We start from the raw sequence: 19,322 nt of genomic DNA, 5'->3' as shown, positions 1-19,322 counted from the left end.
GTCGGAGGCGGCGGGCGGGGCCGGGTGAGTCCCCTCGATCGGCGTAGCGGTCCGCACGGCCTGCGATACTGGAGGGCGGGCCGGGTCCGGCCCCGCTCTGCATCCCGTACGCGACGTCGATAGGACAGTTGGACAATGGCGCTCACCATCGGAATCGTCGGACTCCCGAACGTGGGCAAGTCGACCTTGTTCAACGCGCTCACCAAGAACGACGTGCTCGCCGCGAACTACCCCTTCGCCACCATCGACCCGAACGAGGGCGTGGTCGGCGTCCCGGACCCGCGGCTGGCCAGTCTCGCCGAGCTCTACACCTCGCAGAAGGTGGTCCCGGCCACGGTGACCTTCGTCGACATCGCCGGCATCGTGCGCGGCGCCAGCGAGGGCCAGGGCCTGGGCAACAAGTTCCTGGCCAACATCCGCGAGGCCGACGCGATCTGCCAGGTGATCCGGGTCTTCACCGACCCCAACGTGATCCACGTCGACGGCAAGGTCTCCCCGGCCGACGACATCGAGACCATCAACACCGAGCTGATCCTGGCCGACCTGCAGACGATCGAGAAAGCCCTCCCGCGCCTGCAGAAAGAGGCGCGGATGAAGAAGGAGGTGCAGGCGACGGTCGCCGCGGTGGAGGAGGCCAAGAAGATCCTGGACTCCGGCAAAACCGTCTTCGCCGCACGCCTGGACCGCGAGCCCCTGCGCGAACTCCACCTGCTGACGGCCAAGCCGTTCCTGTACGTCTTCAACGTCGACGAGGACGAACTCACCAACGACGCGCTGAAGGACGAGATGCGCGCCCTGGTCGCCCCCGCCGAGGCCATCTTCCTGGACGCGAAGATCGAGCACGAGCTGATGGAGCTGCCCGACGACGAGGCCCTGGAACTGCTGCAGGGCATGGGCCAGGACGAGTCGGGGCTGAACCAGCTGGCGCGCGTCGGGTTCGAGACACTGGGCTTGCAGACGTACCTGACGGCCGGCCCGAAGGAGTCGCGGGCCTGGACGATCCGCAAGGGCGCGACGGCGCCCGAGGCCGCGGGGGTCATCCACACGGACTTCCAGCGCGGGTTCATCAAGGCGGAGATCGTGTCGTTCGAGGATCTGATCGAGCTCGGGTCGGTCGCCGAGGCTCGGGCCAAGGGCAAGGCCCGGATGGAAGGCAAGGACTACGTCATGGCTGACGGGGACGTGGTGGACTTCAGGTTCAATGTGTAGTCGAGTCGTTACTCACTGACGACTGACGTATCAAGCCTGCAGGATCTCCGCGAGCTGCGGGGACCCTGCAGTCAGCAGTGGGCCAGCGAAGCCGAAAGCCCCATCAATGAGTCGCCGAAGCACTCTGTGTGCCCGACGCTTCGGCGGTCACGGCAGCATGGACTCAACGTCCTCGGTGTCCGCCTCTGCTTCCGGTAGCGCCGCATGCCCAAGCACTGCTCCCAAGTCCAACTCCACCGCTTTGCCGTTGACTGTGAGCATGATTGCCACGTCGGTCGCGCCGGTCGCGGTCAGGTAGTTGTACAAGGTGGACAGGTACATGTCCTGACGGTTCTCGGTTCTGGATACGACCCCCTGTGCCGAACCGAGCTTCTTTGCCACCTCGACCTGGGTCAGCTCCGCCGCCTCCCGCACCATCGCCAGGTTCATGGCGTACACCCGGTCCATCTCCGCGGTCGCCTCGCGGATCTTCGCTACTCTCGCGGCGCGAGCCGGGTCGGACATCAGCCGACGCCTGCGCTCCCTCGTCGACTCGGCGCCGACGAAAGTCTCCTCTTTCTCGTTCATGGTCTTCCCTCCGGTTGAAGACACATCTTCTACTCCGCGTCCCGTCTCGGCGGCTTCCAGCCGGGATCTTGGATTTGTCGCCACCCAGGACCACCACGACAACCGTGTCCGAGCCGGGCGGGAACCAGCAGATCAGCCGGACGGCGGCTCTCGGATCGAAGGGGTGGGAGACGCGCCACAACGTGTGGCGCTTGGACTGCCTCACCCACTTGAGGCTGGCCACATCTCGGGTCGGCGGCACTTCCAGATCTCCGAGCTCCTCCATGGCCGCGGTCACGTAGTCGACTACGAGGCTCGCGTGCGTATCGCCGTCCTCGGCGGCCTTCTCCATGCGATCGAGCCAGGTGTCGAACCCTTTTGGCCAGTCAAGCTCCATCCAGTTGCCTCCGTGCGAAGCCGAACCATGGTCCCGTACCAGCATCACCAAAATACATCGAGAGCTATATAGCTGTCAATGTATGTCGCGCTTGGCGTGGCGCAAGCTCATCCCGTAATCCGGCCAGGTCAGGGCTCGTCATCGAATTCTTACGCCTCCACGGCGGTGCGGCGGTCGATCGCGGGGTTCAGCGCCGCGACGCCCACGGTGGCGGCCGCTCCCATGGCCAGGACGCTCCACCAGAGGAATGCGGGGCCGATGAGGGTGTAGGCGGTGGTGCCGGCGGCGAGGGCGAGGAAGCGGGCCATGCCCCAGGTCCAGCTGAAGGCGCCTTGGTAGCGGCCTCGGGCTGTTGCGGGGGCCAGGTCGGCGATGAGGGCGGCTGGGATGCCGCCGGCGGTGACTTCGCCGAGGGACCAGATGGCCACGGTGGCGGCGTAGGTGGCTGGGGTGTGGGCCAGGCCGGTGAGGGCGACGCCGACGGCTATCAGGGTGCTGGCTGCTATCTGGACGTGGTTGCGGGGGAAGCGCGCCAGGACGGTGGTGGCGAGGGGTTGGAGGGCCACGACCAGGCCTGCGTTGACCGCTGCGGCCATGCCCATGACGGTGGGGGAGAGGCCATCGGTGCGGATGGCGAGGGGGAGGGCGCTCTCGGTGAGGGAGTAGATGAAGAGCTGGATGCCGAGCAGGGGGAGGAGCTTGCGGACCAGGCGGTCGCGGAAGACGATGCCGTAGCCGGAGCTTGTGGGGGCGGTGGCCGAGGCTGCGGCTGCTTGCGTAGCAGTCGCATCAGTCTTCTGTGAATCCCGCCCGGGCAGCAGCGCGGCCACGATGCCCGCGTATAAAACCGAAGTTCCCGCGTCGATCGCGAACAACATCCAGTACCCGTGCGCCGCGAGGTACCCGCCGAGGATGCCGGCGACCGCTGTGCCGATGTTCACCGCCCAGCCGATCAGCGCGAACGCCTCGCGCCGTCGCGTCGGCCCGACGTTGTCGGCCAGCGTTGCCGAGGCCGCCGGTGAGACCATCGTGGCCGTGGCGCTCAGCGCGATCGCGGCCAGGGCCATGGTCGCTGCGTTCGGGGCGGCGAACAGCGCGCCTTGTGCGGCGGCCGTGCCGAGCAGGCCGGCCAGCATTGTGAGCTTGCGGCTGTGGCGGTCGGCGAGCCAGCCGCCGACGGCCGGGCCGACCAGGTTGCCGGCGCCGAGTGCGCCGAGGACGTAAGGGGTCTGCGACGCGGGGATGCCGCGCGAGCCGAGGAAGAACACCAGGAACGGTCCGACCAGGAAGCCGACCCGGTTGACGACGGTGCCGGCGAAGACGACCCAGATCGCGCGGGGGAATCCGGCGAAGGCCGACAGCGGATTGCGGAGGCGGGCCGAACGGGCCGGGCGGTCCAGGCGGTCCAGGCTGGCCGAGCGGGCCGAACGGTCCGGGCTGGCCGTGTGAGCGGAGCGGGCCGCTCGCGTCGGATGGTCCGGCTGCGCCGGGCGTCCCACGCCGCCGGCGTCAGAGTCCTGCCCGCACTCCTCGGGGCGGATGCTCGTGGTGGTCATGGCGCTCAGAGTGGCGCCGGACGGCGATCATGCGACAATGATTCGGCCCCGCCCGAATCGGTGGGCGCGGGGTGGTGGGAACGGGAGGGGGAACGCTGTGTCTGCGACGTTGTCATTCACCGCGGAGGAGCTGGCGCAGGTCCGCTTCTCCGTGTCCCCGATGTGGGAGGTGCTCACCAGTTTCCGGGTGCTGACCAGGCCCGGACTGTATCCCGTGCACGGACCCTGGTTCGACCAGGTCCGTCCGCGGCTGGCCGCCGCGGGGCTGCTGACCGGAAGTCTTTCCACGCTATTCCATGCACAATCATACGTTCCCGACTTCCTGAACCCTGTGCCTGCCAATTCCTCGCCGACTCTGGCGGATGAGCTCGCGGCCATTCAGGCGACGCCGGACGACCACCTTCTGGCTGATCTCGACATCTATGCGGAGAAGGTCCCGAACGGTGCGATACCGGCCTTCGCGGAGCGCCTGCGCACCCATCGCGATCAAGCGCTCTGCGAACTCGCCAAGGACATCGAGCACTACTTCCAGATAGCGCTCGCGCCCTACTGGTCGCGTATCAAAACCCTGCTTGAAGCGGACATTTATCACCGGGCGCGGCAGGTCGCCGAGTACGGCGCGGCGCGGTTGTTCAACGAGCTGCATCCGGACGTCAGCTGGAACAGCGGCACCCTGCGGATGCTGCATCGGCAGCGCGTCCTGTGCCGCGACGACAACGCCCCGGGGCTGATCCTGGTGCCGTCCGCCTTCGCCTGGAACAAGATTCTCACCCGCGCCGCCACCGGTGACGTGCCACAGCTCTGCTTCGGGGCGCGGGGAGTCGGGACGCTGTTCGCGCGGCGTACGGCCGAGCCGTCGGACGCCGTGGCCGCCGTCATCGGCCGCTCGCGGGCCCTGCTGCTGGCCGAACTTGAGGCTCCGGCATCCACCACTGAACTCGCCTCGCGCACCGGAATGTCGGCCGGCGGAGTCTCCGAGCACCTGACCGCGTTGCGCGGCGCGGGCATGGTTTCCGCACATCGGGCGGGCCGCTCTGTCCTTTACGCGCGCACCTCTGTGGCCGACTCGCTGTTGGCGGCAGCGGCTTGACAGCGTGTCCCGCAAAGGGGCCGAGATCGGGGTAATTCGCAGAAAGGTTTGACGCGCCCCTGGCGCGCCGGTGGCGTCAGGTGCTTCAGTATTTGGCGGGGAGAGAACGGAGCGCTGTCAGCCTTTAGCTGAACGGAGTCATGGCGATGCCGCGATCACGCCGAAAGTTCGACATCGACGAGTTCGTCCGCGAGTGCCTGCAGGCCTGGGAGGCCGACGGAGCCGACGCGGTGAAGGACGTACTGGACCGGACACTCGGGCGCGGGTGCGCGCCGGTGCGGGAGTGCTTCGGTGATCCGCGCGAGGCCCACTTGCAGGTCCTGTATCCGGGACCTGAGCTGGTGATCGAGAACATGGTGTGGGCGCCGGGGATGTCCTACCCCGCGCACAACCACAACACGCCGGTCATGACAGGCGTCTACGCGGGGTTGGAGGTCAACGACTTCTACCAGACGCAGTCCAGGAGAGGCGGACGCTTACAACGGACCGCGACGGTCGACATCAACGAGGGGGAGGCGGTCCTGATGGCGCACGACGCGATCCATCGGATAGCCAACCCCAACCGCAGGACGTTCACCGGTGCGTTCCACATATACATGGGGGACTACCTGCACTCCTCGCGCTCGATCTGGTACCCCGACGAGGGCTCGGAGACCCCCGCCTCCTTCGCGGTGACGAAGGACATCTTCGCCGCCGCGAACCGCGACCTGGCCGCGGCCCGAGCTGCGGACGCGGAGCAGGAGCTGCACAAGAAGCGGAGCGCGGGCACACCTGGCGGCGGCCTCGGCGGCCTCGGGGGCTCCACAGGCCCGGGGGCGCCCTCGGCACCCCCGTCAGGCCCGCTGGGCGGCCACGCGCACGGCGTGACGCACTCGGCACCGCACGCCCCCGCACGGGGCCCCTCACGGCGGGGAATCAGGTCCACGTCGCGGGCACCGGGGGATCAGGGGTAGGCCGGACAGGCTCCGGCCCTGAGGAGTAGGGCATGAGCGCACCCCCGTCTTGAGGACGAACCTTGAGACGGGGGTGCGTTGTGGTCTGTGGCTGTGCACAGGGCACCAGCCCCGAAAAAGCACGGAGCACCAGCCCCGAAAAACCCGAAGGCCCCCAGCACATCCCTCGAGTGCTGGGAGCCTCCGGCAAGACGGCCGAAGCCGCCAGCTCTAGCGGACCGTCATCCGAACCGGCCCGTGATGTAGTCCTCGGTGGCCTTCTCCGTCGGGTTCGCGAAGATCCGGGACGTGTCGTCGATCTCGATCAGCCGCCCGGGCGTCCCGGTCCCGCTGATGTTGAAGAACGCCGTCCGGTCCGACACACGCGCCGCCTGCTGCATGTTGTGGGTCACGATGACGATCGTGTACTCCGACTTCAGCTGCGAGATCAGGTCCTCGATCGCCGTGGTGGAGATCGGGTCCAGGGCGGAGCAGGGCTCGTCCATCAGTAGCACGTCCGGGCTGACCGCGATGGCGCGGGCGATGCACAGGCGCTGCTGCTGGCCGCCGGACAGGCCGGCGCCCGGCTTCTTCAGGCGGTTCTCGACTTCCTTCCAGAGGTTCGCGCCCTTCAGCGACTGCTCGACGATGTCGTCCAGTTCGCTGCGCTTCTTCACACCCGCCAGGCGCAGCCCCGCGGCCACGTTCTCGTAGATGCTCATCGTCGGGAACGGGTTCGGGCGCTGGAAGACCATGCCGACGTGGCGGCGGACCGCCACCGGGTCCACCTGGGCGCCGTAGAGGTCCACGTCGTCCAGGGTGACCTTGCCCTCGACCCGCGCGCCCGGGATGACCTCGTGCATGCGGTTCAGGGTGCGCAGGAAGGTGGACTTGCCGCAGCCGGAGGGGCCGATGAAGGCCGTCACGGTGCGCGGTTCGATGGTCATCGAGATGTCCTCGATGGCGCGGGTCGGGCCGTAGTAGGCGTGCAGGCCCGCGACGTCAATGCGCTTCGCCATATTCGATCTCTCCTAGGCCCGGCCGGGCTTCTTCCACCAGGCGATGATCCTGGCGATGATGTTCAGCAGCATGATGATGATGATCAGCAGCAGCGCGGCGGACCACGTGCGGTCGTTGGAGGCGTGCTCCGACGAGGTGTAGGTGTTGTAGATGACCGTCGGCAGCGTCGCCTGTCCCTGGACCCCGCTGAACGGGTTGGGGTTGATGTAGGCGACGTAGCTGACCACCAGCAGGATCGGGGCCGTCTCGCCCATCACGCGGGCCACACCCAGCATCACCCCGGTGACGATGCCCGGCAAGGCCGTGGGGATCACCACCCGGGTGATGGTGCGCCACTTCGGCACGCCCAGGGCGTAGGACGCCTCGCGCAGCGAGTCCGGCACCAGCTTGAGCATCTCCTCGCTGGAGCGGATCACCACCGGCAGCATCAGGATCATCAGCGCCAGCGCGCCGGCGAAGCCGTTCGCGAACTGGTGCAGCGTGATGATCCACAGCGACAGGATGAACAGGCCGGCCACGATCGAGGGCAGGCCCATCATCACGTCCACGAAGAACGTCACCGCCTTGGCCAGGGCGCCCCGGCCGTACTCCACCAGGTACACCGCGACCAGGATGCCGATCGGCACCGCCATCAGCGTGGCCAGGCCCGCCTGCTCCAGGGTGCCCAGGATGGCGTGGTAGACGCCGCCGCCGGTCTGGGACTCGTCGATGTTGCGCAGCGAGTGGGTCAGGAAGTCGACGTTCAGCGCGTGCACGCCGCGCGAGGTCACCAGCCACAGGATGGACAGCAGCGGCAGCACCGCGAGCACGAACGTGGCCACCGTGGCCCCGCCGGCGAACCCGCTGCGCAGCCGGCGCACCGGCGAGGGCGAGACCAGCACGTCGCCGCCGATGGCGCCGTGCGCCGCCCGGCGCGGCCGGGCCCGGCCCGCCGCGTCGTCCGCGGCCACCTCGCCGGGATCGTCCTTGGCCTCGAAGGCCCCGCGCCGGTCCGGCACGTCCGCGGCCTCGACGTTCGCGGTGGCGGAGGTCTCCATGCTCACCGAGCGGCCGGGACGTGCGCGGAACACCGAGAACAGGCTCCAGCGCTCGTCCTCGGGGGTCCCGGCGCGCGCGGTGATCCGCCGGGCCAGCAGGTTCACCAGGAACGTCACCACGAACAGCACCAGGCCGGAGGCGATCAGGGCGCCCTGGCCGGTCTTGAACGCGCTGCCGAACTGCAGCGCGATGTTGGCGGCGATGGTGTTGCCGCCGGGCTGCAGCCACTTGGTGACGAAGTTGTAGCTGACCGACAGCACCATGGCGACCGCGATGGTCTCGCCGAGCGCGCGGCCGAAGCCCAGCACGATCGCCGAGCCCACGCCGCTGCGGCCGTAGGGCAGCACCGCGAGCTTGATCATCTCCCAGCGGGTGGCGCCCAGCGCGTAGGCGGCCTCCACCTGCTCGCGCGGGGTCTGCAGGAAGACCTCGCGGGAGATCGCGGCGATGATCGGCAGGATCATGATCGCCAGGATCACGCCGGCGGTGAACACCGAGCGGCCGAAGATGCCCGAGGAGAACATCGGGATCCAGCCCAGGATGTCGGAGACGAACCGGGAGGTGCCCTGCATGTGCGGCACCAGGAACAGGATGCCCCACAGGCCGTACACGATCGACGGGACCGCGGCGAGCATGTCGATGATGAAGCCGAGCGCCTGCGCCAGCCGCCGCGGGGCGTACTGGGTGATGAACAGGGACACGCCGATGGCCACCGGCGCCGCGATCGCGATCGCGATCGTGGAGGTGACCAGGGTGCCCCAGGCCGCGGCGCCGATGCCGAACTTCGGCGGGGAGTCGTCCGGGGCCCACTGGCCGGTGTAGGTCAGCACGTTGGCCTTGTTCACCGACAGCGCGTTCGTGGCGCGCCAGATCAGGAAGATCGCGATCGCCGCCATCAGCAGCAGCAGGAAGATCGCCGCCGCGCGGACCGTGCCGGAGAAGACGGCGTCGCCGCGGCGGGTGCCGGAGTTCAGGGAGTTCGCGTCGGAGCCGCCGCGGCGCGGCGTGGGCCGGGTGGCAGTCGGCGCTATGCCGCTCATTCGGGTCCTGCCTCGTCGCTCGGGCGCCCAACGGCTTGTGCTGGGCCCGGAAGAATTCTGTTCACTGCGGGTTTCGATTCCGTTAGACCAAAACGGACAAGCCGGGACAGCCCGGGTACGGTGGCGTTCCGGCACCGACGCGTCGGAGCCGATCGGTGGTCACCGACGGCTCCGACGCGTCGCATCGTTCAGCTCTGTCCTACCGGGCCTGAGCCGGTTCAGCTCAGGCCGTTGAAGACCGCGGCGACCGCGGTCTGCTGGTCCGAGGTCAGGGCCACGTAGCCCAGGCCCTCCAGCTGGGACTGCGCGCCGCTGCCGGCCACGTAGCCCAGGAAGCCCTTGAGCAGCGGCAGCTTGGCGGAGTCGTTGCCGGCCGAGCAGACGATCTCGTAGGTCACCAGGACGGCCGGGTACGCGTCGTCGGCCGAGTAGGTGTAGTCGAAGTTGAACAGGTAGTTCCCGCCGGTGGTGTCCACCTTCGCCTTGCCGATGAAGTTCGCGGCGTTGGCGGCGGTCAGCGGCACGAACTTGCCGGCCGCGTTGCCCACGTTGGCGGTGGGCAGGCTGTTCGAGGTGGCGTAGGAGACCTCGGCGTAGCCGATCGCGCCGGAGGTGCTCTTCACGGCCTGCGCGACGCCCTTGGAACCCTGCGCCGACTGCCCGCCGGTGGCCGGCCACTGCTTGTTCGCCGCGGTCGGGAAGTCGGTCGGGGCGGTCTTGTTCAGGTAGTTCGAGAAGTTGAACGAGGTGCCCGAGGCGTCGGACCGGTGGAAGGTCTGGATCGCCAGGTCGGGCAGGGTCACGCCGGCGTTGTCGGCGACGATCGCCGGGTCGTTCCACTTGGTGATCTTGCCGTTGAAGATCTTGCCCAGGTTCGACGCGGACAGGTTCAGCTTGGTCACGCCCGGGATGTTGTACATCACCGAGATGATGCCCGGGACGGTGCCCACGGACAGCGCCTTGCCGCTGGTGCAGCGGGCGTCGGCCTGCGGCTGCTGGGTGGCGTTCAGCGCGTAGTCCGAGCCGGCGAAGTCGGCCTGCTTCTGGATGAACGCCGTCACGCCCGGGCCGGAGCCGGTGCCGTTGTAGCTGATGTTCGTGCTGTTGCCGCACTTGGTCTGGAAGTCCTTGATGAACTTCACGATCGCGGTGTTCTGAGCCGTGGACCCCTGGCCCGAGAGCGTGCCGTTGGCGCAGGTGATGGCCCCGCCGCCGGCCGCCGAGGAGGAGCCGGAGGACGAGGTGCTGCTGCTGCCGCCGGCCGCCGACGTGGTGGACGAGGAACCGCCCGTGCTCGACGACGAGGTGTTGTTGTCAGAACCACAGGCCGTCAGGCCGGCCATGGCGAGAGCCAGAACTCCGGCGCCGACCGCGGCACTGCGCCCATTGAAACCAGCGTGGATCTTCACCGGGAAGTCCCTTCGAATCATCGGAAGTCTTTGCATGCGCTGTCAACGACGAAGCTAGGGAGGCCAGGTGAATCGATGGACGGGTGAAGGTGAACGGCGGGTGAACGGTCCCGGGCGTTCGAGGTCTGCATGCCCTGGCCAGGGCCGGTAAATGTGTCGTCACAAAGGTTTTCGCAAACCTCACCCGAACGGCGGTGCACTACCGGGCGCCGATCTGTCTTCAACTCGGGGAAATCTGTGGTCCATAGCGGAAAACGATCGCCGGGGCGTTGACAACGAATGCCCGGTGCTGTCCTGGCGGAAAAATCTCAGGCCTTGAGCCGGTCCACCGCGACCACGCCGCCCTCGCGGACGTGGAGCACCCACGCCTCGGCCGGCGCCAGGGCCCGGCGCCCGGAGTGCACGGCCTGCCCGAGCGGGCTCTCGGCGAGCAGCTCCGGCAGGACCGGCCGGTGCGTGCAGCCGATGGTCGCGCGTCCCGACTTCAGGACCTGCCGCAGCCAGGCGCGTCCGGCGTCCGGGTCCGCGCCCTCGCCGAGCGCCGGCTCCAGGGCCAGGGCCAGGGCCAGGTCGGCACCGGCGGCTTCGGCGGTCGGCTGGAGCGTCGTGACGCACCGCGTGTACGGCGAGGCCACCAGCGCCGCGTCCCCGTACGCCGCCAACACCGGGACCAGCGCCCGGGCCTCGATCCGGCCCTCGGGGGTCAGCGGACGCTCCTGCTCGGCGCCGTCCCAGCGCTTGCGGGGCACCGCCTCGGCGTGCCGCAGCAGCATCACCGGCACGGTGTCCACCGGCGCCGCCGCGAACGCCCGCAGCAGGTCGCGGTCGGTCTGCCGGGTCAGCCGGGTCAGCGCGGCCGGCAGGTCCAGCCAGTCCAGCCGGTCCACCTCGGAGTTCGGCTCGAACTCGGCGTCCACGGCGGCCTGCGCGGCCCAGTACTTCACCCGCTTCATCCGCGCCGCGCCGCCGAAGGAGACGTCGTAGACCTGCGTCGGCAGCCGCCGCCCGAGGACCACCGGGTACCCGGTCTCCTCGCGCACCTCGCGGACCGCCGCCTGCACATAGCCCTCGCCGTGGTCGAGCTTGCCCTTCGGGAAGGACCAGTCGTCGTAGCGGGGGCGGTGGATCAGCGCCACGTCCGGCCCGGTGCGGCCGGGGCGCCACAGGACGCAGCCGGCGGCCCGGACCCGGATGGCGGGCGAGTCCCCGGCGGCGTCGGCGGCGTTCATCAGTGTGCGGACCTCTCCTGTACCGCCAGCGGCGCGGTGCTCCGGGCCCGGAGCACGGCCAGGCGTTGTTCCTCGTGCAGTCTTCCCAGTACATAGCCGGTCGTGGCGGCGATGCGCGGCGTGTCGGCCGCCCGATGGACGCACAGCGCGGCCAGGACCGCGTCGCGCTGCTCGCCGAGCGCCTCGACGATCCGGCCCAGCCGGACCAGCAGGTCCGCGGGGTCGTCGCCGGCGATCGTCGTACCGGCGGGCCGGCACAGCTCGGCGGTGTGCAGCGCGGCCTGGGCCGCGTCCTCGGCGGCCAGCCAGGCGGCGTCGCCGTCGGCGTCCTCGGAGGCCAGCGGCGCCGGCAGGTCCTCGATCCGGCGCACGAACTCCTCGTAGGCGTCCTCGGCCAGGCCCGGCAGCACCTGCCGGCAGGGCCGCTCGGAGGCCGGGGTGAGCGGGACGTCCCGGGCCAGCGTGGCCATCCGGTCGGCCAGCGCGTGGAAGGCCGGGCCGACCAGCGCCGCGGTGGCCAGGCCGTGCGCCGAGGAGCGCTCCCGGTCCAGCATCCGGGTCAGCAGGGTCCGGGTGCGGGCCGCGCCGCCGTCGGGGTAGCGCCGCTCGGCGATCCACTGGTCCAGCGGGGCCAGCAGCCGCGGGCGCACCGCGTCGGCGTCCCGCTCGGCGCCGAGCACCACCGCGGTGCCGCGCAGTTCCCGGCCGAGCTCGTCGGCCCAGGCCGCGTCCACCAGCTGCCGGCACGCCGCCAGGGCCGTGGCCACCCGCAGGCACGCCGCGCGCAGCCGCACCGCGGCCGGCTGCTGCACCGGCAGCGCGCTGTGGGTCAGGAAAGCGCGCGACTGCTCGGCGAGGTACCCCCGCACCGCCAGTCCCGCCGGTCCGTCCGGCGTGGCCGCCCCGAATCCGGCCATCGCGCGCTGAGTCGCTGCATCCATGTGTCCGCCACTGCCCCCACGACGTGTGTCAGGCCTTTGCCTGACGGTTCGGTTCCGCCGTTGCCCGGATGGCGGCACTGTTCTTTTTTGCTGGTCCTGCCTGTGCGATCCGCCCGACCCCGTGCACGACCCCACGTTTGAGCTCACACCCACGCCCGAGCTCAAGACCGAGCTCAAGACCGAGATCGAGCCCGAGATCGAGCCGAAGACCGAACTCGATCCCCAGCCCACAGCGCGGACCGCCCGGCGTCGTCGCCGGACGGCCCTGTGCGCGTGATCCCGCCCCCGCCGCGCTCATCCGGCTCGCCGGCTCCACCAGTTGGCGCGTTCGGAGATCAGCGTGTTCTGCATGTCGGCCAGGGGCGAGCCGTCCTCGGCGTACTCGCTCCGGGTCCAGGTGCCGTCGCCGGCCAGGTCCCAGGCCGCGGTCTTGGGATCCATGGCCATGTCGAACAGCGCCGAGATGGCCCGCCGCTGCACCGGTTCGACCAGCCGGACCAGGGCCTCTATCCGGCGGTCGAGGTTGCGGTGCATCAGGTCCGCGCTGCCGATCCAGACCTGGGCCTCGTCGTCGAGGCCGAAGACGAACGCCCGCGAGTGCTCCAGGAAGCGGCCCAGGACGCTGCGGACCCTGATGTTCTCGCTCATCCCCTCGATCCCCGGCCGCAGGGCACAGATGCCCCGCACCCAGATCTCGACCGGGACGCCGGCCTGGGAGGCCTCGTAGAGCGCGTCGATCAGGTCCTCGTCGACGATCGAGTTCACCTTGATCCGGATCCGCGAGGACTGCCCGGCCTCGGCCCGCTGTTGCTGCTGCTCGATCAGCTCGATGAGCCCGCCGCGCAGCGCGTTCGGCGCGGTGAGCAGCCGGCCGAACTTGGTGGGATGGGCGAACCCGGACAGCCGGTTGAACAGGTCCGACAGGTCCGCGCCGATCTCGTTGTCGCAGGTCAGCAGGCCCAGGTCCTCGTACAGCCGGGCGGTCTTGGGGTTGTAGTTGCCGGTGCCGACGTGCGAGTAGCGGCGGAGCACGGCGCCCTCGCGGCGCACCACCAGGGACAGCTTGCAGTGCGTCTTCAGGCCGATCAGGCCGTAGACCACGTGGCAGCCGGCCTGCTCCAGCTTGCGGGCCCAGGAGATGTTGGCGTGCTCGTCGAACCGGGCCTTGATCTCGACCAGGACCAGCACCTGCTTGCCGGCCTCGGCGGCGTCGATGAGCGCGTCCACGATCGGCGAGTCGCCGCTGGTGCGGTACAGCGTCTGCTTGATCGCCAGGACGTCGGGGTCCTCGGCGGCCTGCTCCAGGAACGCCTGCACGCTGGTGGCGAAGGAGTCGTAGGGGTGGTGCAGCAGGATGTCGCGGCGCCGGATCGCGGCGAAGATGTCGGCCGGCTTGCCCGGGCCCTCGTCGGCCAGGTCCGGGTGGGTCTTGGTGACGAACGGCTTGAAGCGCAGCTCGCTGTACTCCCCGGACTTGCCGATGTCGGCGATCTGGTTCAGACCGGTCAGGTCCAGCGGGGCGGAGATCTTGAAGACCTCGTCCTCGTTGATGTCCAGCTCGCGGATCAGCAGGTCCAGCACCTGCGGCCGGATGTTCTCGTCGACCTCCAGGCGCACCGGCGGCCCGAAGCGGCGCCGCATGAGCTCGCGCTCCAGCGCCTGCAGCAGGTTCTCGTCGGTGTCGGCCTCGACTTCCAGGTCCTCGTTGCGGGTGACCCGGAAGGCGTGGTGGTCCAGGATCTCCATGCCCGGGAACAGCAGCTCCAGGTGCGCGGCGATGACGTCCTCGACCGGCACGTAGCGGCCGGGCTTGGCCTCGACGAACCGGGGCAGCAGCGGCGGGACCTTCACCCGGGCGAAGTGCTCCTGCCCGGTGTCCGGGTCGTGCAGCGAGACCGCGAGGTTCAGGGACAGGCCCGAGATGTACGGGAACGGGTGCGCCGGGTCGACCGCCAGCGGGGTCAGCACCGGGAACAGCTGGTAGCGGAAGAGCTGGAACAGCTTCTCGCGCTCCTCGGAGTCCAGCTCCGCCCAGCGGATGATGCTGATCCCGACCGCGGCCAGCTCCGGGCGCAGCCGGTCCTGGAACTCCGCGGCCTGCCGGGCCATCAGCTCGCCGGTCTCCTTCAGGATCCGGCGCAGCACCTCACGCGGAGGCAGGCCGGAGGCCGAGGTGGTGGCCACACCGGTGGCCAGCCGCCGGCGCAGGCCGGCGACCCGGACCATGTAGAACTCGTCGAGGTTCGAGGCGAAGATCGCCAGGAAGCGGGCCCGTTCGAGCAACGGGACCTGTTCGGCGTCCTGGGCGAGTTCCAGGACTCGTTCGTTGAAGCGAAGCCAGGAGATCTCCCGGTCCAGGAAGCGGGTCTCGGGGGCCGGGCCGGTCATGATTCCGAGCTTGACACGTGGGTGTGAACGCGGGGTATCGAGAGGGTGGATTCTCGGCGTCCGGGTGAACGCGTGCGCCATCCGGGCGAAAATGCGCTGCTCAACAGGTGAAACCCCTTCCGCGACGGTATCGATGGATCTGGAAGGTGTACCCCGCTGGGGTCCACCGTTCCCTGCTTTTGCCGCTTCGAACCCTGTACGGAGGAGGCCCCCGCGATGTTCGGGATGAAGACGCTGGTGGTGGGCGGTGGCGCCGTGGCGCTGTTGTGGATGATGAACAACCACGCGAGCGCCGGGAGCCTCGTGGACACCGTGCAGAACGGCGCGTCCACGGTGACCAACGGCGTCCAGAGCGTGCAGAGCGGCGCGCAGAGCGTGTCGAACGGGGTCTCCGCGGTGCAGAACGCGCTGAACGGCGTGAGCACCAGCTCCAGCAGCGGCGCCAGCGGCAGCGGCGGCCTGAGCGGCCCGGCCGTGGAGCTGAACCCGAGCGCGGCCAGACCCGGCCAGCAGGTCGTGATCACGGTCCCGACCTGCATCCAGCCCGACTCCGGGACCGCGACGTCCTCGGTGTTCACCAACAACGGCTCGGTCTCGCTGACCCGGAACCCCAAGGGCGCGGGCCTGGCCGGCACGGCCACGATCGTCTCGAACGCGCAGAACGGCCAGTGGTCGGTGAACGTCACCTGCGGCACCGGCTCCAACAGCCTGAACGGCGTCACCAGCATCACGGTCTACGGCGGGACCAACCCCACGCCGACCAACCCGCCGAAGGCCGGCGGCGGCGGTTCGGTGATGAAGGGCGACCTCGGCATGACCGCCGGCGGCGTGGCCCTGGTGGTCGGCGGCGTCGGCTACGGCCTGTGGAGCATGCGGCGGCGCGGCGCCGACGGCACGCATGCCGGCTGACCGCTCGCCGACGGCGGGCCCGGACGGCGTTCGCGCCGATCCGGGCCCGTCTTCTCGGCGGACGGATGGTGGTGGGAAGGCTGGGAGCGGCGGGCGTGTTCGGAGCGCTGGGAGTGCCGCCGCCGGGTCCGGTGGTGCCGATGGTGTCGGTGGCATCGGTGGTGCCGACGGGGTCCGGCCGCACAGCCGGCACAAGCTGGTGAAAGTCGTGATCGCGGTGGTCGTGGTCGTGGCCGGCGCGAAACTGCTGGGCAGCGGCGTGACCGCGCTGTCCGGACCGCCTTCTCCGACCCAGGGCGCGCTGTTCGGCACCTGGTCCGGCCCGGCGGCCGCGCCGCTGGCGCGCTCGGTGCCGCTGCGCGTGCAGGTCCCCTCGGTGGGCATCGACGCCCCGCTGATCCGCCTCGGCCTGGACCGCGACGGCGCGGTGGCCGTGCCGCCGATGTCGGTGCCGACCGAGGCGGGCTGGTTCACCGGCGACCCGACGCCGGGGGAGCGCGGCGCGGCGGTGATCGTCGGGCACGTCGACACCGCCTACGGCCGCGCGGTGTTCTACCCGCTGGGGAACGTGCAGCCCGGGGCGCTGGTGATCGTGGACCGCGCGGACAAGACGCACGCGCAGTTCCGGGTGACCTCGGTCGAGGTGGTCGACAAGGACCGGTTCCCGGCGCAGCGGGTCTACGGCAGCGACGACAGCGGGACGCCGCAGCTGCGGATCATCACGTGCGGCGGGGCGTTCGACGGGAAGCACTACGCGGACAACCTTGTGGTGTACACGCAGCTGGTCGGGGTTACGGGCTGAGGCGGATTGCGGTTTGCGGTTGGCTCGCGCGTTGCGGTGTGCGCGCCGCGCGGCCGGGCCGAGGCGGCTTGCGGTGCTGTAGCGGTGCGCGCGAGCCGGAGTCGCCGGCCCTGAGTCCCTGGTCCGGACTCAGGGCACGCGGTCTCCGTGGTCAGAGTTGATACATGATGTCGGCGCTGCGCCGCGTGAAGCCGAGCTTGGTGTAGACGGCGATCGCGGGCGCGTTGTCGGCCTCGACGTAGAGGATGACCTCTTTCAGGCCGCGGTCGTGCAGATAGCGGAGCCCGACCTGGGTCAGCGTCCGGCCGAGGCCGCTGCCCTGTTCGTCCGGGTCCAGGCCCAGGACGTAGACCTCGCCGACCGGGCCGTCGCCGTCGTCGCCGTAGGCGCTGTGGTCGTGCACCTTGGTCCAGTGGAAGCCGGCCAGCTTCGTGCCGCGCCAGGCGAGGAAGAAGCCCTCCGGGTCGAACCAGGGCTGGACCATCCGGACGCGCAGGTCCTTGACCGTCATCGAGCCCTGCTCGGGGTGGTGCGCGAAGGCCCGGGCGTTGACCTCGACCCAGGCTTCGTCGTCGACGCCGGGGCGGAACGCCCCGACGCGGATGCCCTCGGGCAGCGCCGGGGGCGGCACGTCTTCCAGGGACTGGGCCATCACCCACAGTTCGCGGACCGGTTCCAGGCCGCGCTTCGCGGCCAGCGCGGCCGCGGCGGGGAGTGCGCCGTGCGCCCACACGCGCACCGGCTTGTCGCCGCGCCGCACCTTCATGCGCAGGGCGTCCAGGAGGGCGCCGCCGACGCCTTGGCGCCGGGAGTCGGGCGCGACCACGACTTCCGCGGTCGGGCCCTCCTCAGGGTTCGACTTGTCGAGCACGGCGTAGCCGATCAGCTCCGAAGCCTGATCCGCACTCGCCAGGCGCCGGGCCACGAAGTGCCAGGCGTCGGTCTCGCCGGTCTCGCCGGGGTGCTCCAGGTGGAGCAGCACCTGCTCCGGGAGCGGTGCCACTCCGTCGGCCCGCTCGGCGGTCTCGGCGAGGGACCGGATGGTGGCGACGTCCGCCTCGTTCAGTCGGCGGACGACGCCGATGGAGATACCTGTCACCCCACCACGGTACGGGGTGCGATCAGCGCGTCGGACGCTCGAACCTCGTCCGCGGCTTCTTCGGCGGACTCGGTGCCGGCGCTGGAGCCGGTGGCGGCGGGGGTGGAGCCGTTGCGCTTGTCGGGCATGACGAAGCGGTAGCCTACGTTGCGCACCGTCCCGATCAGAGCCTCGTGTTCGACCCCGAGCTTGGCGCGCAGCCGCCGGACGTGAACGTCCACGGTGCGGGTGCCGCCGAAGTAGTCGTAGCCCCACACCTCCTGAAGCAGCTGTGCCCGCGTGAACACCCGGCCGGGGTGCTGCGCGAGGTACTTGATGAGCTCGAACTCCTTGAAGGTCAGGTCGAGCACCCGGCTCCGGACGCGGGCGGTGTACGTGCCCTCGTCGATGGACAGGTCGCCGCTCTTGATCTCCAGCGGCACGTCCTCGGCGACCGCTCCGGCCGCCAGCTTCCCGACCGCCAGCCGCAGCCGGGCCTCGACCTCGGCCGGGCCCGCCGAGTCCAGCAGGACGTCGTCGATGCCCCAGTCCGCGGTCACCGCCGCGAGCGCGCCCTCGGTGGTGATCAGCAGCAGCGGGCAGTCCACCCCGGTGGTGCGCAGCAGGCGGCACAGCGAGCGCATCTGCGGCAGGTCCCGGCGCGCGTCCACCAGGATCGCGTCGGCCGGCGGGGTGTCCAGAAGGGCGGATGCCTCCGCCGGCGCCACGCGAACGTTGTGCAGCAGCAGGCCGAGAGCCGGAAGGACCTCGGAGGAGGGGGTCAGTGAGTTGGTCAACAACAGCAAACTGGACATCCGCGGATCGCTCCTCTTCGTCCGGGGGCGCCTCTTGTCGCACCCGCCAGAAAACGCACAAGAGGACCCATGGGGCTTCGTCGCCCGGATCCTCTGTGAGAAAGGATAGCCGTCATGAAGCGTTTCCCCGAGGTTTCCGTGCCGGAGTTCACACGTATTTTACCTGGACAAAGGCGCAGCTCGGGGCACCCGGAGCCGGGGCAGACGCTGTTGACGGCCGATGGCGTACGGCTGAACGCAGTGCACAGAGGGGGTGTCGATCGACGCTGGGCGTTCGTCCTGTGCCACGGATTCAGCGGCTCCTGGCGCACCGGCGACATGGCGCACATCGCCGCCACGTTGCGTCCGTATGGCGGAATCATCGCGTTCGACTTCCGCGGTCACGGACAGTCACACGGCAGATCGACGCTCGGTGATCTAGAGGTGCTCGACCTGCACGCCGCGGTGGAGTGGGCCCGCGTCCTGGGTTACGAGAATGTGGCGACGGTCGGTTTCTCCATGGGTGCTTCCGTGGTCGTGCGCCATGCGGGCCTGTGCGGCTCCGGCGTCGGCGCGGGCTCCGCGACGGATGCGGTGGTGTCGGTGAGCGGGCCGGGATGGTGGTTCGAGCGCTCCACGCGACCGATGAAACTGGTGCACTTTCTGGTGGAGCACCCCCTCGGCCGCATGGTTTCGGCCTGGCATCTGAAGACGCGCATCCTGCCGGGAGGCTGGGACCCGGTCCCGGAGTCGCCGGTGGAGTTGGTGGGCCGGATCGCACCGGTCCCGCTGCTGGTGGTGCACGGAGACGCGGACAAGTACTTCCCGCTCGGACACGCCGAGGCGCTCTACGCGGCGGCGGGCGAGCCGCGGGAGCTGTGGGTCGAGCCCGGCTTCGGGCACGCGGAGGCCGCGGCGGCGCGGGAGGCGGCGGGGCTGGAGAT

General features: G+C 70.0%; 16 protein-coding genes and 2 pseudogenes. 7 read left to right on the top strand and 11 right to left on the bottom strand.

Annotation, left to right across the window (positions count from 1 at the left end):
• The first annotated feature begins 135 nt into the window (after nucleotides 1-135).
• Nucleotides 136-1,209, top strand: coding sequence for a redox-regulated ATPase YchF (gene ychF, locus GWK61_RS39835; RefSeq protein WP_194916900.1), 1,074 nt, complete (start codon nucleotides 136-138; stop codon nucleotides 1,207-1,209).
• 147 nt (nucleotides 1,210-1,356) lie between these two features.
• On the opposite strand, the gene GWK61_RS60060 is transcribed toward ychF, so the two are convergent.
• On the bottom strand, nucleotides 1,357-1,860 hold the full coding sequence (locus GWK61_RS60060; protein ID WP_323747965.1) for a helix-turn-helix domain-containing protein: 504 nt from the start codon (nucleotides 1,858-1,860) through the stop codon (nucleotides 1,357-1,359).
• A gap of 441 nt (nucleotides 1,861-2,301) precedes the next feature.
• Complete coding sequence (locus GWK61_RS39825) at nucleotides 2,302-3,708, bottom strand: MFS transporter (RefSeq protein ID WP_194916899.1); 1,407 nt, start codon at nucleotides 3,706-3,708, stop codon at nucleotides 2,302-2,304.
• 97 nt (nucleotides 3,709-3,805) lie between these two features.
• Here GWK61_RS39825 and GWK61_RS39820 point away from each other — a divergent pair, with 97 nt between their 5' ends.
• On the top strand, nucleotides 3,806-4,798 hold the full coding sequence (locus GWK61_RS39820; protein ID WP_194916898.1) for an ArsR family transcriptional regulator: 993 nt from the start codon (nucleotides 3,806-3,808) through the stop codon (nucleotides 4,796-4,798).
• A gap of 146 nt (nucleotides 4,799-4,944) precedes the next feature.
• Entirely contained in the window at nucleotides 4,945-5,751 is an 807-nt protein-coding gene (locus GWK61_RS39815; RefSeq protein WP_194916897.1) for a hypothetical protein, read from the top strand.
• A 221-nt stretch (nucleotides 5,752-5,972) separates the two neighbouring features.
• Here the strand turns inward: GWK61_RS39815 and pstB are convergent, their stop codons facing one another.
• From pstB to GWK61_RS39785, 6 genes and pseudogenes are all read right to left on the bottom strand, one after another.
• Nucleotides 5,973-6,749 (bottom strand): phosphate ABC transporter ATP-binding protein PstB, encoded by a 777-nt coding sequence (gene pstB, locus GWK61_RS39810; RefSeq protein WP_194916896.1) that lies wholly within the window; start codon nucleotides 6,747-6,749, stop codon nucleotides 5,973-5,975.
• Between the two features lie 12 nt (nucleotides 6,750-6,761).
• A pseudogene (pstA, locus tag GWK61_RS61070) lies at nucleotides 6,762-7,706 on the bottom strand (phosphate ABC transporter permease PstA); the annotation flags it as partial.
• 153 nt (nucleotides 7,707-7,859) lie between these two features.
• Nucleotides 7,860-8,828, bottom strand: a pseudogene (gene pstC, locus GWK61_RS61065) (phosphate ABC transporter permease subunit PstC); the annotation flags it as partial.
• A 218-nt stretch (nucleotides 8,829-9,046) separates the two neighbouring features.
• The gene (gene pstS, locus GWK61_RS39795) at nucleotides 9,047-10,258 is read right to left on the bottom strand and encodes a phosphate ABC transporter substrate-binding protein PstS (protein ID WP_228563704.1); all 1,212 of its coding nucleotides are present in this window, start codon (nucleotides 10,256-10,258) and stop codon (nucleotides 9,047-9,049) included.
• Between the two features lie 287 nt (nucleotides 10,259-10,545).
• A complete protein-coding gene (locus GWK61_RS39790; RefSeq protein WP_194916895.1) occupies nucleotides 10,546-11,466 on the bottom strand; it encodes an NUDIX hydrolase in 921 nt (306 codons plus the stop codon).
• Entirely contained in the window at nucleotides 11,466-12,407 is a 942-nt protein-coding gene (locus GWK61_RS39785) for a CHAD domain-containing protein (protein ID WP_194916894.1), read from the bottom strand. Before GWK61_RS39785 ends, GWK61_RS39790 begins: the two co-directional genes overlap by 1 nt.
• A gap of 121 nt (nucleotides 12,408-12,528) precedes the next feature.
• Here GWK61_RS39785 and GWK61_RS39780 point away from each other — a divergent pair, with 121 nt between their 5' ends.
• The gene (locus GWK61_RS39780; RefSeq protein ID WP_194916893.1) at nucleotides 12,529-12,684 is read left to right on the top strand and encodes a hypothetical protein; all 156 of its coding nucleotides are present in this window, start codon (nucleotides 12,529-12,531) and stop codon (nucleotides 12,682-12,684) included.
• Between the two features lie 17 nt (nucleotides 12,685-12,701).
• Here GWK61_RS39780 and GWK61_RS39775 read toward each other — a convergent pair whose 3' ends face one another.
• Nucleotides 12,702-14,795 (bottom strand): RNA degradosome polyphosphate kinase, encoded by a 2,094-nt coding sequence (locus GWK61_RS39775; protein ID WP_194916892.1) that lies wholly within the window; start codon nucleotides 14,793-14,795, stop codon nucleotides 12,702-12,704.
• A 216-nt stretch (nucleotides 14,796-15,011) separates the two neighbouring features.
• Between GWK61_RS39775 and GWK61_RS39770 the strand changes: the two genes are divergently transcribed.
• Together GWK61_RS39770 and GWK61_RS39765 are read left to right on the top strand one after the other, a co-directional pair.
• Nucleotides 15,012-15,704, top strand: coding sequence for a hypothetical protein (locus GWK61_RS39770; RefSeq protein ID WP_194916891.1), 693 nt, complete (start codon nucleotides 15,012-15,014; stop codon nucleotides 15,702-15,704).
• Between the two features lie 199 nt (nucleotides 15,705-15,903).
• Nucleotides 15,904-16,506 carry a class F sortase gene (locus GWK61_RS39765; protein WP_194916890.1) on the top strand — a complete coding sequence of 201 codons (603 nt, stop codon included), beginning with the start codon at nucleotides 15,904-15,906 and terminating at the stop codon, nucleotides 16,504-16,506.
• Nucleotides 16,507-16,657: 151 nt separating this feature from the next.
• On the opposite strand, the gene mshD is transcribed toward GWK61_RS39765, so the two are convergent.
• Nucleotides 16,658-17,605 (bottom strand): mycothiol synthase, encoded by a 948-nt coding sequence (gene mshD / locus GWK61_RS39760; protein ID WP_194916889.1) that lies wholly within the window; start codon nucleotides 17,603-17,605, stop codon nucleotides 16,658-16,660.
• Nucleotides 17,602-18,399, bottom strand: a complete 798-nt coding sequence (locus tag GWK61_RS39755; RefSeq protein WP_194916888.1) for a response regulator transcription factor — start codon at nucleotides 18,397-18,399, stop codon at nucleotides 17,602-17,604. The genes mshD and GWK61_RS39755 overlap by 4 nt, the downstream gene beginning before the upstream one ends.
• A 114-nt stretch (nucleotides 18,400-18,513) precedes the next feature.
• Between GWK61_RS39755 and GWK61_RS39750 the strand changes: the two genes are divergently transcribed.
• A partial coding sequence (locus GWK61_RS39750) for an alpha/beta hydrolase (RefSeq protein ID WP_194916887.1) occupies nucleotides 18,514-19,322 on the top strand: 809 nt, incomplete at its 3' end.

This window comes from Catenulispora rubra, assembly GCF_015356825.1.
GTDB classification, from domain to species: domain Bacteria; phylum Actinomycetota; class Actinomycetes; order Streptomycetales; family Catenulisporaceae; genus Catenulispora; species Catenulispora rubra.
The sequence above is the reverse complement of the archived record's forward strand: the minus strand, read 5'-3'. Positions and strand labels throughout refer to the sequence as shown.

What these genes read in the sequence shown, in the direction of transcription:
- pstB (WP_194916896.1), bottom strand. Translation starts at nt 6,749, where the DNA reads ATGGCGAAGCGCATTGACGTCGCGGGCCTGCACGCCTACTACGGCCCG.
- GWK61_RS39825 (WP_194916899.1), bottom strand. Translation starts at nt 3,708, where the DNA reads ATGACCACCACGAGCATCCGCCCCGAGGAGTGCGGGCAGGACTCTGAC.
- GWK61_RS39815 (WP_194916897.1), top strand. Translation starts at nt 4,945, where the DNA reads ATGCCGCGATCACGCCGAAAGTTCGACATCGACGAGTTCGTCCGCGAG.
- GWK61_RS39775 (WP_194916892.1), bottom strand. Translation starts at nt 14,795, where the DNA reads ATGACCGGCCCGGCCCCCGAGACCCGCTTCCTGGACCGGGAGATCTCC.
- GWK61_RS39770 (WP_194916891.1), top strand. Translation starts at nt 15,012, where the DNA reads ATGTTCGGGATGAAGACGCTGGTGGTGGGCGGTGGCGCCGTGGCGCTG.
- pstS (WP_228563704.1), bottom strand. Translation starts at nt 10,258, where the DNA reads ATGATTCGAAGGGACTTCCCGGTGAAGATCCACGCTGGTTTCAATGGG.
- GWK61_RS39755 (WP_194916888.1), bottom strand. Translation starts at nt 18,399, where the DNA reads ATGTCCAGTTTGCTGTTGTTGACCAACTCACTGACCCCCTCCTCCGAG.
- ychF (WP_194916900.1), top strand. Translation starts at nt 136, where the DNA reads ATGGCGCTCACCATCGGAATCGTCGGACTCCCGAACGTGGGCAAGTCG.
- GWK61_RS39785 (WP_194916894.1), bottom strand. Translation starts at nt 12,407, where the DNA reads ATGGATGCAGCGACTCAGCGCGCGATGGCCGGATTCGGGGCGGCCACG.
- GWK61_RS39790 (WP_194916895.1), bottom strand. Translation starts at nt 11,466, where the DNA reads ATGAACGCCGCCGACGCCGCCGGGGACTCGCCCGCCATCCGGGTCCGG.